This window comes from Candidatus Electrothrix sp., assembly GCF_052785085.1.
This window is the reverse complement of record NZ_JALAAI010000102.1, coordinates 1-14163: the sequence shown is the minus strand read 5'-3', so window position 1 is coordinate 14163 and position 14163 is coordinate 1. Positions and strand designations below refer to the sequence as shown.

At 46.6% G+C, this 14163-nt stretch carries 11 protein-coding genes; 8 read left to right on the top strand and 3 right to left on the bottom strand.

Annotation, left to right across the window (positions count from 1 at the left end; translation table 11 throughout):
* Positions 1–341: 341 nt before the first annotated feature.
* Positions 342–1247, top strand: coding sequence for an Rpn family recombination-promoting nuclease/putative transposase (locus L2082_RS14570; protein ID WP_446011898.1), 906 nt, complete (start codon positions 342–344; stop codon positions 1245–1247).
* Positions 1248–1298: 51 nt separating this feature from the next.
* Positions 1299–2051, top strand: coding sequence for an orotidine-5'-phosphate decarboxylase (gene pyrF / locus L2082_RS14565; RefSeq protein WP_446010647.1), 753 nt, complete (start codon positions 1299–1301; stop codon positions 2049–2051).
* Positions 2052–2124: 73 nt separating this feature from the next.
* On the opposite strand, the gene L2082_RS14560 is transcribed toward pyrF, so the two are convergent.
* Entirely contained in the window at positions 2125–2436 is a 312-nt protein-coding gene (locus L2082_RS14560) for a hypothetical protein (RefSeq protein ID WP_446010646.1), read from the bottom strand.
* A gap of 194 nt (positions 2437–2630) precedes the next feature.
* Between L2082_RS14560 and L2082_RS14555 the strand changes: the two genes are divergently transcribed.
* Together L2082_RS14555 and L2082_RS14550 are read left to right on the top strand one after the other, a co-directional pair.
* Positions 2631–5483: a M16 family metallopeptidase gene (locus L2082_RS14555; protein ID WP_446010645.1), complete on the top strand. Its 2853-nt coding sequence runs from the start codon at positions 2631–2633 to the stop codon at positions 5481–5483.
* A gap of 6 nt (positions 5484–5489) precedes the next feature.
* A complete protein-coding gene (locus L2082_RS14550; protein ID WP_446011897.1) occupies positions 5490–6089 on the top strand; it encodes a D-glycero-alpha-D-manno-heptose-1,7-bisphosphate 7-phosphatase in 600 nt (199 codons plus the stop codon).
* A gap of 32 nt (positions 6090–6121) precedes the next feature.
* Here L2082_RS14550 and crcB read toward each other — a convergent pair whose 3' ends face one another.
* Positions 6122–6508 (bottom strand): fluoride efflux transporter CrcB, encoded by a 387-nt coding sequence (crcB, locus tag L2082_RS14545; protein WP_446011896.1) that lies wholly within the window; start codon positions 6506–6508, stop codon positions 6122–6124.
* A gap of 10 nt (positions 6509–6518) precedes the next feature.
* The gene (locus L2082_RS14540; RefSeq protein ID WP_446011895.1) at positions 6519–10100 is read right to left on the bottom strand and encodes a hypothetical protein; all 3582 of its coding nucleotides are present in this window, start codon (positions 10098–10100) and stop codon (positions 6519–6521) included.
* A 362-nt stretch (positions 10101–10462) separates the two neighbouring features.
* Between L2082_RS14540 and L2082_RS14535 the strand changes: the two genes are divergently transcribed.
* From L2082_RS14535 to L2082_RS14520, 4 genes are all read left to right on the top strand, one after another.
* The gene (locus L2082_RS14535) at positions 10463–11464 is read left to right on the top strand and encodes a radical SAM protein (protein ID WP_446010682.1); all 1002 of its coding nucleotides are present in this window, start codon (positions 10463–10465) and stop codon (positions 11462–11464) included.
* Positions 11465–11549: 85 nt separating this feature from the next.
* Positions 11550–12440, top strand: a complete 891-nt coding sequence (locus L2082_RS14530; protein WP_446010679.1) for a tetratricopeptide repeat protein — start codon at positions 11550–11552, stop codon at positions 12438–12440.
* A complete protein-coding gene (locus tag L2082_RS14525) occupies positions 12421–12804 on the top strand; it encodes a class I SAM-dependent DNA methyltransferase (protein ID WP_446010680.1) in 384 nt (127 codons plus the stop codon). The genes L2082_RS14530 and L2082_RS14525 overlap by 20 nt, the downstream gene beginning before the upstream one ends.
* Before the next feature lie 215 nt (positions 12805–13019).
* Positions 13020–14078 carry a 50S ribosomal protein L11 methyltransferase gene (locus tag L2082_RS14520; RefSeq protein WP_446010681.1) on the top strand — a complete coding sequence of 353 codons (1059 nt, stop codon included), beginning with the start codon at positions 13020–13022 and terminating at the stop codon, positions 14076–14078.
* The last annotated feature ends 85 nt before the right edge of the window (positions 14079–14163 follow it).

Sequence of the window (14163 nt, the reverse complement as noted above, 5' to 3'; positions counted from 1 at the left end):
AAGGGGAAAATCGAGGATAAGATTTTTCAAAACTCGAATGCGTGGGCCAGGGAAACTGGGTAATCCAGCGCAAATCTCAACACAGCTTTAATTCACCGGGAACCGTTGAGAACTTGCGACTGTAGAGCTATTTAATAGTTCTGCTTGATTCACCCGTCCCCGAACTTCGTACCGAAACCCTCAAAATCCTGCCCGGCGGCTGGCTCGCGGATGAAACAGCGAAAGAGTTGGCGGAAAAATTTCTTGATGACGTGGACGTTCATGTTCGTAATCAGGCCGTTGCTTCGTTACGTGAACTTGAATCATATGAACCGGCATAATAAGCAAGCATGGAGAAAGCAATGGCACAAAGAAAACTGATCAGCTTTGACTGGGCCATGAAAAAGCTCCTGCGGAGCAAGGCCAACTTTGAAATCCTGGAAGGTTTTCTCAGCGAACTGCTCAGAGACAATATCACGATTTTGGAACTGCTCGAAAGCGAGAGCAATAAAGAAGATGCACGCGATAAATTCAACCGGGTTGACCTCAAGGTATTAAATGAGAAGAAGGAAATACTCATCATTGAGGTGCAGTATGAACGGGAGTTCGATTATCTCCAGCGGATTCTGTTCGGCACCTCCAAGGTGATCACAGAACATCTTCAGAAAAAAAATCCGTATTCCGCAGTCGCCAAAGTTATTTCCATCAATATCCTCTATTTTGATCTGGGGCATGGGGATGACTACGTGTATCACGGCACCACCTCCTTTCGAGGGCTGCATGAGCAGGATCTGCTGCAACTCTCCGACGAGCAGCGGAAGCTGTACGGAAAGGATAAGCTCTATGAAATTTTTCCTGAATATTATTTGATCAAGGTCAACAACTTCGACGATATTGCCAAAGACACCCTGGACGAGTGGATCTACTTTCTCAAGAATGAGGAGATCAAGAATGACTTCAAGGCCAAAGGAATAAAAAAGGCCAAGCAGGAGCTGGACATCCTCAAGCTTTCCGATGAAGAACGCCGGGCCTATGAACGGTATCAGGATGATTTGCATTATCAGGCGAGTATGGTGGAGTCCTCGTATACTGTGGGCGTTATGAAAGGTATTGAGAAAGGAACTGAACAAGGAGTGATACAAGGTGAAAAACAGAAGGCTCTTCAGATTGCGATGAATTTGATAAAAAAAGGTGTGCTTGATGCGCAGGAAATAGCGGACCTGACCGATTTATCTGTTGAAGAAGTCAAAAGCTTGAAAAATAGATAGGCTGCAACAGGCTGAACAGCCTGAATTTTATTCTATAACGTATAAGGATTCATGACAGAAAAAAATATCCCCCTGAACGAACGAATTATCTTTGCCCTGGATGTCACCTCACCTGATGAGGCAATGGCCCTGGTGGAGAAGCTGGATAGCGAAATCAAGTTTTTTAAGGTAGGGCTTCAGCTCTTCTTAGCGGGCTGGTTTCACACCATTGATGCTATTATTGCACGCGGCAATAAGGTGATGGTGGATCTCAAATTTTTTGATATCCCGGAGACGGTGAAGCTGGCTGTGGATCAGCTAAAAAACCGGGGTGTCAGTTTTGCCACTGTGCATGGCAATGATCCTATCTTACGGGCAGCTGTCCAGGATAAGGATAGCGAGATGAAGATCCTTGCTGTTACGGTGCTGACCAGCTTTGGTGAAGAGGATATGCGGGCTATGGGGATGACCGGCTCGGTAGGGGATTTGGTCCTGCATCGGGCGCGTAAGGCCCTGGAGATCGGTTGCGATGGGGTGGTTTCCTCTGCCCTGGAAGCGGAACCACTTCGTGATGATCTGGGCGAGAATTTTCTGGTGGTTACTCCGGGGATCAGGCCAGGAGCCAATGTTGATGATGGCTCTGATGATCAGAAGCGAATTGCTACTGCCAAGCAGGCCATTATTAACGGTGCTGACCATGTAGTCATCGGTCGCCCGATCCGGGATAGCAAGGATCCCATCGCCCTGATTCGTGGGCTGCATAAGGAGATTGCAGAGGGCTTGGCAGAGAAAGCTGATCACCTGTTCCCGCCTCATGGATCCTGAATATGGAAGTTGCGTAGCTTTGATTGAGTAAAGCAAAATCAGACAATTCGGGCAATGCGTTTGTCAAGGGTACTTACCTGTTCAATAGAGTTTCTTTCTTGATAACCAACGCTTCTTCGTTGTTAAACAATGCTCCTTGGTTGATAACCAACGTTCCTTGGTTGTTAACCAACGCTCCTTGGTTGATAACCAACGCTCCTTGGTTGATAACCAACGTTCCTTGGTTGATAACCAACGTTCCTTGGTTGATAACCAACGTTCCTTGGTTGATAACCAACGCTCCTTGGTTGATAACTAACATTCCTTCGTTGATAACTAACATTCCTTCGTTGATAAACAGGAACCTTCTGTTTGTTACAAACAACCTTTTGTTTGCTCGTTTCAACTCCTTTGCGGAAAAACAAGACGCCTTACAAACAAAGCGGGAGAACAGACTTGGTTATTTCTTTCTTGGAGGTGAAGGGAGAAACGTGGTATCCTTCTCAGAGTTTACAGATGTTTTTCTGGAACGCAACTTCAATATTCCAGGATCAATATTGTCTTTTTTACCCTCAACCTTTTATTGAAAAGGATCGTTCTATGCATGTACAGCGTACTCGTTTCTTACTAGCCTTTCTGCTCATCTCCTTTTTTGTTGCTCCAGGTCTCACCAATGCATCTTCTGCAACAAAACTCTGTATTTCTCAGGGCTGGCCCCACGAGCAAAGTGATCTCTCTCCTGATCCATCGTTGGTTTTTGGCACCCTGGAAAACGGGTTTCGCTATGTGCTCATGCCCAATCAGGAACCCAAAGGACGGGTTGCCATGTATCTCAATGTCCAGTCTGGTTCTTTGCATGAAACTGAGAAGCAACGGGGACTGGCGCATTATCTGGAGCATATGCTCTTTGAAGGCAGCACCCATTATCCCCCTGGCACCCTGGTGGAATATTTTCAATCCATTGGTATGGAGCACGGTAACGACACCAATGCGCACACCTCGTATAATGAAACAGTGTACAAGCTGTTGCTTCCTGATGATAAGGAAAAGACCTTGAATGACGGTCTGGTGGTTTTAACTGATTATGCAGCAGGCGCATTGCTTCTGGAAGAGGAGGTGGAAAAGGAGCGAGGCATTATCCTTGCAGAGAAACAGACCAGGGATTCTGCGCAAAGAAGAGTCTCCAGGAAGAGTATTGAACAGGCGTTTGCCGGAACCCTGGTTGCGCAACGGGATGTAATCGGTACAGATAAAGTCCTGAAGACGGTTGATTCGGCCTTGCTCAGGCAGTATTATGAAACCTGGTACCGACCAGAAAATATGATTCTGGTTGCTGTGGGAGATACTGACCTTGGTAAGCTGGAAAAACTGATTACAAAGCATTTTTCCGGGCTGAAAGCCAAAACACCCGCTCCTTCCTGCCTTGATTTGGGACAGGTGGCAGACAGCGGAACCGAAGCCATATATCTTTTTGAGAGCGATCTTGGGTATACCGAGGTTTCTCTGGATTCTGCCTGGAATGTTGCCCCCCAACGCCCCACCAAGGCAGAAGCGGTTCTTGATGCAAAAAAATATGTTGCTCAGGTTATGATGAATAACCGTTTGCAGCACCTGGTCAATCAACCTGAAAGCCCTATGACCAAGGCCAGCTTTTCCAGTGATGTTTTTTTTGGTCGCCTGGGATATACATCCATAGATGCCAGAACCTCTCCTGAACAATGGCGCGATACCTTGGAAACCTTGAGTGTAGCCCTGCGGCAGGCCCTACAGTTTGGCTTTGGAGAAGCTGAATTTACCCGGGCAAAAAATGAAATTCTCACTGCATTAAAAAAAGAAGTACAGGTCGCAGACAGCAGAGAAAGCAAGACTTTGGTTTCTGGTATTATCAATACCTTAAATGATAATGAGGTGTTTTTCTCTCCAGATCAGAAATTGGCCCTGTTTGCACCAATTTTGGAAAACATGACTCTCGCTGAAGTGAACCAGATTTTTCAGGAGATGTGGCATGCACGGCGTCTGGTTAAAGTGATAGGAACAACAGAGCTGAAACCTGAGACCGGTGCATCTCCAGAGGATATGATTATTAAAGCCCTGCACAAGGCTGAACAGGGCGAAGTAGCGGCCTGGGAACCACGAGCAAAGGCTGTTTTCCCCTATTTACCTATTCCAGAAAAAGCAGGTAAGGTTGTTACGCAGAGGAGCTATAAAGACATTGGCGCAGAACGCTATGTCTTTGAGAATGGGTTGGTATTAAATCTGAAACAGACGGATTTTCAACCCAATGAAATCAAGGTGACAGCAACGCTGGGACATGGCCGACTCGCTGAAACCAAGCCTGGTCAGGCCCTGCTTGCAGAAAAGCTGCTGCCGGAAAGTGGGCTGGGAAAACTGACCAAGGAGCAGCTTAAGGAAGTACTGGCACCCTATTCTTCCTCCATAGAATTTGAGGTTGAGAAAGACAGCTTTCAGGTACAGGGTAAAGGATTGAGAAACGAGAGTGAACTGCTTTTTCAGCTTTTGTATACCCAGCTTTATGACCCGGCTTTTCGGAAAAATGCCTTTGAACGAGGGATGCAACAGATTCGCCAGGCTTATGCCCAGCTGGAAAGCTCAGTGGAAGGGATGATGCATCTGCAAGGGGAACGATTTTTAGCTGGCGGCAATTTGCGCTACGGGGTCGTTCCACTTGAATTGCTGGAAAAAGTAACGCTTACTGATGTTGAACAATGGTTGCGTCCTGTTTTTCAGGAGAGCATGCTGGAAATTTCTGTGGTGGGTGATTTTGATGACAAGGAGGTACTCGGTCTGGCTGGACGTTATTTTGGTGGACAGACCAGAAAAAAATGGCAAGAGAGAGAAGGAGAGTCGATAACCTTTCCCTCAGGTAAAACCTTGTCACTGGATGTCACGACGCAGAGTAAAAAAGGTATGGTGACTGTTGCCTGGCTCACGGATGATTTTTGGGACATCTCCCGCACCCGACGGCTTAATGTCTTGGCCTCTGTGCTGAATGACCGGATGCGTAAGCTGATTCGGGAGGAGTTGGGGGTCGCCTATTCTCAGTATGCGTATAATCAGTCCAGTCTTGTTGATCCAGGCTTTGGTGTCTTGCGTTCTGTAGTGGTGGTTGACCCGTCTCAGGCAGAGATGGTGGCAGGCAAACTGAAGGAGCTTGGTGGGCAACTTGCTACAGGGAAAGTGACCAAGGATGAGCTGGAACGTGCTGTAGAACCAACCCTGACCTCGGTTCGGGATATGGTACGTACCAATCGCTACTGGTTGAACTCTGTGCTGGTGCAATCCTCCCGTCATCCTCAGCGGTTGGAATGGCCTACAACCATTCAGCCTGATATTGCATCCATTACTGCTGATGAAATCTCTGGACTTGCAGCCAGGTATCTTCAGCCGGAAAAGGCAGCAGAGGTGCTTCTCTTGCCAGCCAAGGAAAAATAGAACGGGATGGAAATGCTAAAAAAAACTGCGGTCTTTCTGGATCGGGACGGCACCATCAACGAGCAGATGGGCTATATTAACCATATCAGCAGATTCGTTCTTCTTCCTGGAGCAGCAGCTGCCATTCGTCAATTAAATGAATGCAATATTCCTGTGGTGGTGGTGACCAACCAATCCGGTCTGGCCCGTGGCTATTTCCCCCCTTCTTTGCTTGATGAGGTGCATGCCAAGATGGAACGGGAGCTGGCTGCCGAAGGAGCGCATATTGATGGTCTTTATATCTGCCCCCATCACCCGGAAGCCAAGGAAGAGCAGTTTCGCAAGACCTGTAATTGTCGTAAACCCAAAACCGGCCTATTGGAACAGGCTGCCACAGAACGTAACCTTGACTTGCATCGTTCTTTTATAATCGGGGATCGTTGGTCTGACTTGAAATGCGGGGCCAAGGCTGGTGCTACATCGATCCTGGTGCTTACTGGTTATGGGCGGGGAGACCTGCAATATATCGGGCCTGAGCAGGAGATGCAGCCTGATAAGGTTGCTGAGGATTTACCTGCGGCAGTGGACTGGATTGTGGGACAGATAGGGGTGCGGCAGTCCACTTGATTGTGGTAACCAAACCGGAATTGTATGCAGATTTAAAGTAAGCTCGCAAGAAGACGTCCCAACCAAACCAAAAATACACCAAGAACCACCTGACCTCCTGTATTCAGCAAGGCCAGCTCCAGCCGACTTTCTCTGATCAAGTTGAAGGTCTCGTTACCAAAGGTAGAAAAGGTGGTAAAGGCTCCCAATAACCCGATAAGAAGAAAGCTTCGGGTCTCTGGTGATAATAGAGCTTTTATCTCTACCAAGGCACTCAGAAAACCAATCAGCAGGCAACCGATCATATTAACGGTCAGGGTGCCAAGGGGAAAAATAAGCAAACCTGCACGTCCTTGAGTCCAGGAGCTGACCAGAAAACGGAGGACTGCCCCGATGAAACCACCAGTACCGATAAGGGAAAGTTTGAGCAGGGAATCCATTTAGTTACAATTAGTTACCGAGCAGATTATTCAGGAGGTCAGGCACTGCCTTATCAATTTGTTCTTTGAGGGTGTTCTTTGTTGCTTGTTCAGCAGCCTGTTTGAGCAGATCCGATGAGGCCTGCATCAGGGCTTCACGGCTGTAGACAGGCTTATCCTTTGTCCCTCGAATGGGGATCTTCAGAGTTGTCCCTTTGAGTAACTCATAACCTTTCTTGCCTAATAACCTTTTGGTCACCGGAACCTCGACAATGTAATCCAGGCTCCCATCCATACCAGCAGAGCCACTGATGATCATTTCTGAACCATCAATCGTTATTTTGATCGGTGTACAGCTGACCTGTCCTTGCACGCCCTCACAGGTCATATTTTTATTTTTCATTGTCAGGGTCTTGTCCATATAACCTGCCATATCCAGGATACTGTTCAACACACCCTTGGGTTCCAAAGCCACCCCGGTCAAGTCAACAAAGACTTTAAAATCAATTTTCTCCACACCTTTTTCATCAAGTGGAAGGGAAAAACGATCCATGCGTACATTGATTCTGCCTGCGGGATTGGCCAGGGAACCAAAAACAGGGTGGATGTCTTTTAGGATTCCTTCGGTCAGTGCCTGCTCAAGATGCACATCTGTCAGCACCTGTTCGCCTTCAGGCAGAGTCAACAGGGGTGGGGTCTGTGTATAGTCGATACGGGGAGAAAGCTGCAACCAACCGTCATTAAGTATCCCTTTGAACACATTAGCCATGATCCCATTTTTCATGTCCGTGTCCAGGGTCAGTCTGTTGACATCAATGCCAGACTTGGAAAAGGAATCTGCATAGAGTTTGGTGGCAAAACGAAGATGGATCCTGGCGTTTTCATTTTTCGGTGTAGACAGGGGATAGTAGAGAGTGAAAGGTTCTTTTTTCTTTCCAGTCGCTGAGACTTCAAGAGGGTACATCCCATTAATAAGAGCAACCACGACAGCCAAATCAGGTGTTGCCTGTCCGTCCAAAGCAAAATGTGCCTTTGGGCCGTTGAGCTGGAGATCTCCATTGGCCTGGAGGCTCAAAGGAGCTGATTCAATATCAAAGGTGGTGAATTGTATATCACCGCTTGTGAGGTCGCCGTGCAGGCGGCTTCTAAAGACCAGTTGTTGGCGTTCGATAAGGAGTTTTTCCCTGGGCTTTTTGCCTTGGTTACTCTTCTCAATTGTACTGTAGGTGAATTGGTCAATGTCAAGCTTGACAGTTCCGGAATTACCTTGTCGGGCTGTACCTGCTATTTTGACCTCTTCTTTTTTTTCTGTGAGATCAAGAGAGAAAATAGCGTCTCCCCCAATTTCTTGTTCAGACTGCATTGCCCCCAGTTGTTGGAGCAGAGTGGTCAGCTTGCCCAGATCAGAGTGACCATTGACCTGGAGCACCTTGATTGCCGGGGCAGGTTTTTGCTGCCAGTCATCAAGAAAGATTTTTTTCGCCCTGATATCAGCAAAACCAGAGGTGAGCGAGAGATTACGAAGAACCAGACGGTGGTTCTTCGTATCAATCATGTTATAGCCGCCACCTTGGGCAAAAAAGGCATCCTTACTGTCAGCCTGTTGAAGGGGACGCACAGCTCCTTCTACATTAGGACTTGGCTCAGGTTTGGTCGTGTAGAGGGCAAGTTCAGGATCCTGGAAAATTTTCCCTTGGCGATAGAGAATAAAATCTTTGATTCGAGACTTCAAGGTACTAACCACGAGTCGGTCTTTTTCCGTATAACCAGAAGTTTGAAATTTCATGTCTCCACCAATACTGGTTTCCTGCTCAAGAATATCAAACCGATGGAGGAGTTCTGTTGCCCGTGCCAGCAGGAGGTCAGAATCCAGTTGGTAATGAGCCATGATCTGTTCCTGATCACGATATATACCCGTTAATGAGCCATTGAGTTCACCAATCCATGACGAGAGGTCAAAGGTGAAATCTGCGGCCTCAGCCTTTGTTGCGGGGAAATATCCAGGTGCAACAATCTGACCATCAAAGCGGAAATCATGGGTAGGGAGGATTTCTTTGTTTTTTATTGAGAATCGGGAGTCAGTAATATTAATTGTGGTTTGTATGGTATAACGGTCCTTGTTATCTCTTGTTGTCTCCAGATTTAACGTGAGGTGTCCTCCAATATCCCAGTCAAACTGGATAATTCGGTTAATTTCCTCAACGGCTTTATCAAGATCTGCTGAGCCCTTCAGGGTAAAATGCCGGAGGTTACCCTGGCCTTCAAGGTTGAGGAAGTCAGCCTGAAGAGCGAGCTTTTCCACCTCAGGTTCCTTCTCAGCCAGACTGCCCTTCACACTCAGGCTCAGAGGGCTCTTCCAGGAAAAGGCTTGTTTGTTCTGTCGCCCTGCAAGCTCTTCCACTGTGGCCTCGGTCTGAATATGCATCAGCTTATCTTGCTCTGTCACTTCAAAGGTCAGTGAGGCCTTACCGTTCTCCAGACGGAGATTATCCTGAATCCTGAAAAGGTCAGGAAGTTGGGTGAACAGGATCGGCAGGTCAAAGGAGCCTTTGCCACTGGCCTGTAATCCCTGTTTGCCGTAGCTGGATTGAATATTTGCACTGCCAAAATCAGAAAGCATTTTCAGTTCCGGTAAATGCCATTCCTTTTGTTCATTACGTTGCAGGTGCAGTTCAAAGGCGAGTTGATCCAGTTTGGGATGGTCTTGCTGTAAAAAACCACCTGTGAGATCCAGGTCGTTCAGAGTAATTGGTCCCCGCACGACAAGTTTACCACCATCAGTGTTTTTTATGGTCAGTTCAGAGCGCAGAACAGCCTTTCCCTGGGGAACCGGGCTGTCTTCAGAGGCTAAAGCCAACAAAGGAGCAAGCTGAACATCGGTAAAGTTGACATGCATATCAGCAGTCATGAGATCCAGTAAATCACCTTTTATGGAAGGCAGATGAGCCGTACCAGCAGCGGACATTTCTCCGCTATTTTGTTGTTCACCTGTTGCCAGGGAGAGGTTGAAATGCAGGGTGTCAGAAGCAAGGGTCAGGTTTAACGAGCCGTTATGAAACACAGGCTGTGGTTGCTGATCGCCTTGTTGTACGTGAACAATTGCCCGGTTAATAAGGAGTTTGCCGCTCATCTTGTGCCAGAACCAGGTGTCGGGCTGGTCCTTTTTAGATGCAGAATCTGCTGTTTGCTTGCTGCTTTCTCCTGCTGTTGCAGCATGCTCAGGCTTATTTTGTGAAGACGAGGTAATGCTATCCTTTGGAGGCTTTGTTTGTGCTTGACTGATAATCACCACAGGATCATCCACAGTAATGGTTCCGAGATTTTTCGGTGCCATTATTAATGAGAACAGGCCCTGGTTCCCGGTCAAGCGGGCTGCTTTAACCTGATAACCTGGGTCGTGGTAAGAAATATCTGAACATTGAAGCCCTGTTGTCCAGCCGATTTCACAATCACCAAGAGCAAGCTTACCTGATGATGTGCTGTTGACCTTATTGATCAGGTTGTTCTTGACCCAGTCTGAAGAAAGAAGAGAGGGTATTATTGCAGCGGTAATGCCGAATAAGAGGGCTATAAAGAGCAGGGTTGCTCCTATAAAAAATTTTATATTTTTCACCTGCTGAACTCCAAATGACTTTTTTGCTAAATATTTTTTCTGTAGAATTTCACCAGAATTGAACAGGACTTTACCACTTTACTATCAAAAAGTAAACAATACTTCAAAGGGCTGTTATATGCACTATCTGCTCTTAATAAAAGAATAAAAGAGTAAAAGAGGTTGTCTGAAGCAGGCTGGCAGGAAAAGAAAGAATGTTTATTGAGCATGAGAAGAACAAGAGAAGCTCTTGACGCATTCAGTCACAGCCTTTAGTATGTTTTTTGCAAGAAGAGGAGAGATTGTTGACGGATTATCCCAGTTCTCCGTTAACTGAGCAGAGAATTCATTTTGAAGGAATAACGCCCACCATGACCGCCAACATGACAGCAAGGACGGTTGATTTTAAGGCAGGTGAACGAAATGTTTTTTTACATCTCCTCACAGCCTGTAATCTTTCCTGTCAGCATTGCTATATTAATCCTTCACAGCATGGAACAGGAACCCTGTCCACAACCGTGGCACTTGAATGGCTCCGTCTTTTTGCCCGATCCGGGCAGCAAAGTAATTTGATTTTGCTTGGTGGGGAGCCTACACTTCATCCTGATTTGGCGCAGATTGTCCGTGCTGCAAAGTCTATGGACTTTGGCGTTACTGTGGATTCCAATGGCTATCTTTTTCATGATTTTCTGGAGCAAGTGCAGCCAAGGGAACTGGATTACCTCAGCTTTAGTCTGGATGGCCCTGATGCAACAGTTAATGATCCTCTTCGAGGAAAGGGCGTGTTTGCTACTTGCACAGAAAATATACGCAGAGCTGTGGAACAAGGCTTTCGTACCAGTCTTATTTATACAGTTTCTTCCCGTAATATTGAACAACTGCACCGAATGCCTGCCTTGCTGAGTGAATTGGGGGTACGGCGCTTTTTTATTCAAGTTATTGGCCTGCGGGGGAAATCAGCCCTTGCTGTACAGCCAGAGGAACAGTGGCAGGTTGAGCCAGGGCATTGGTTAGAGGTTGTGCCCAAGGTAGCGCAACAAGCGGCCCGGGCTGGTATCCATGTAACCTATCCTAAAGTTTTTCTTGAAAAGCATGAATCCTTTTCCTGTGCAGGGCGTGTTGCGGAAAATTATTTTATTTTTCCCAATGGCAGGGTGTATCAATGCCCGCTTTGCGAGGACTACCCGCTTCATCAGCTTTGCATTGAGAATAATCGGTTGGTCAAGAGAGATGGGTTGTATGAGAATCGTTTTTTTGCCTTGGATATTGCTGAGGGTTGTGTTATGAATAAGCTCTTGCAGCCTGATACTATTGAATATATAGCTGATGGTAAACCAAAGCATCGTATCTCCTGTTGCATGCTGAAGCAAGAAATCCTGCCTTAACTATGATCCCTTTTTTTCTTTTCTGACCAGCAGGTCTGGGAATCTAACCTGAATGTATTTGTAACTTAGTAATAATTTTTGTACCATGTCGAAAATAATCTCGGAGCAAGAGAGGCCAGGCAGTGCTGATGCCGAATATATGCAGAGGCTCTATACCCAAGCTGTTGCAGCCCATGAAGGTGGTGATGCAAGAAAGGCTGTCGAGCTATACGGAAAAATTCTCGTTCATTTTCCAGACGCAGATTTGATACTCTATAATCAAGGTTTGGCCCTCTTTGATCTTGAACGTTTTGCTGAGGCAGTGGTTGTTTTTCGCCAGGCCCTCCAGTTTCGCCAGGATGACCCTGATACCTGGTACAATCTGGGCTTGGCCTTGAAGCAGGACTGGCGTTATCCAGAGGCAGTGGAGGCCTATAAGCAGGCCTTGCACTTGCAACCTGATGACCGAGATGTACTTTTTAACCTTGCCAATTGCTGTCGGGAAAGCGGGGAACGGGACCAGGCAGCTGCCTATTATGCCCGGCTGCTTGCATTGGACCCGGATAATGTCTCGGCCTTGAATAATTATGCCTATCTCTGCCATTTGCGCCATGATTATGTTCAGGCAGAGCAGTTGTATGAGCGGCTGCTTCAGCTCCAGCCTGATCATCCTGGTACCCGGCATATGCTGGCCGCCCTTACAGGCAAGGCCACTGGCACACCGGAAAACGCCTATGTGTGCGATCTTTTTGATCAGTACAGCGACACCTTTGAGCAGAGTTTAGTGGGAGAATTAGGGTATCAGGTACCGGAATTGCTTTTTGACCTGATGTGTCGCACACGATCAGGAGGAGAAAAAGACCAGGAGGGGCTGGTTTCATCTTGCCTGGATCTTGGTTGTGGTACGGGGCTGGCTGGCAAGGTTTTTGACGGTATCTGCAAGCATTTGGTTGGGGTGGATCTGTCAGTCAGGGAAGATGCTTGCCCGGGCAGCTGATAAGGGCGTGTATGAGCGGCTTGTGGCTGAGGATGTGGTCTATTTTCTAGAGCAGGAAAAACAAGAGTATGACCTGCTTATTGCTGCTGATCTTTTTACCTATCTTGCTGATCTGGAACCGCTCTTTTGTGCAGCTTTTCAGCGTACTGCGCCGGGTGGTTTTTTTGTTTTTTCCACAGAGCATGGTGAGCAGGAAAACTGGCAGGTACGAAGAACGGGTCGATTTGCCCATCAGCCTGAATACGTGACTGAGGTTGCTCAGCGCCACGGTTGGCAGGTTGTCACCTTTGAAGAGGCGGATATGCGCCGGGAAGAAGATGCCTGGGTGCTGGGGGATTTGTTTGTGTTGTCCCGGTTTGATTGATGAACCAGCTGATTTGAATAATTTTTCTGATAATACTCCCAGGCCCGGTAGGAGGCAATGAAAATTTTTAGTGGTTCTTCATATTATAACCTGCTACGATTATAAGCACTATAATGAGATGCGTTGTTTATGCTGAGAATAGCCTGTAACTTTATGAGTTATGGTTATTTTTTTAGAAGGATCTGCTTCTGTGAACCTGAATTGGCAATCAAGATATGTATAGATTTTCTGATAAGTGGAATCTTTCGTGGAATGATTCTGGAGATAAGCTGACAGCGATTTCTGCTGCTTGTGCGAATACCATCATTACTCTTTCTGACGAGGAGTTATCAATACTTGAGTGTATAGAACGGCTTGGTGGAGCAACACGCGAAGTAATAACAGAAGACCTTGCGTCTGAGTTACAACCAGCTGCAACGGAAAAGGCACTCAACCATCTGATTAATGAGGGAGTTCTTAAGGATACAGAATATTGGTTTGTAAATGAATTGCCCTACACTCCAATGATCTACTATCAAATGCTGGCAGATTCAATGAAAATGGACGCTTATGTCTCGGCATTGCGCCGTGTGGTAAAACCAGGCATGACAGTATTGGATGCAGGTACAGGCTTGGGCGTTATGGGGACTATTGCAGCCCAGCTTGGTGCCAAGAAAGTATGGGCAGTCGATAATCATCCTGTCATTTATCAAGCACAACAACTAGCTCGGGAAAATGGTGTAGGGGATATTGTAGAGTGTCTCCAAGGAGACCTTCTTGATACCAGCATATTGGATAAAATTGGAAAAGTAGATCTCATCTTGAGTGAATTTGTAGGAGAGGATATTTTTGATGAAGGCATCTTGCCTAAAACTATTAAACTCAGAAATACGTTTTTTCCTCAACAAGATGGCCTCCTTCTCCCTTATCGCCTTCAAGCTTTCTGGGCTCCAATTGAGTGTGACCTAGCAACAAACAGACTATGCAATAAACTACAGACTACAGAGAGTATTGGAATAAAGTACGGGGTTAATATGAAGGCGGTGTGCGATATGCTTTCAACGGAAGGGCGTAGAAATGACTTCGGTGACAGATTGTATGGGCCTTCATTTTCAGAAATCAGCGTGGATGATTTACGTTTTCTTGGAGAATCGAAGGTGTTTTTTGACTGTAAGTTTAATGAGTTGGCTAATGCTACTGTTCTCTCTCAGGAGGAAGTTAAGGCGACTCATGCAGGACGTCTTGATGGCATACTGATAATTTCCTATCTGACATATCCCTCTGGTACCACTTAAATAGCTGGAACACCTGGATGAAAATGCTCTTCTATTAACTCCCTTAAGTCCTTTTCTCTCCTTATTTTACGCATAATCTGAACAA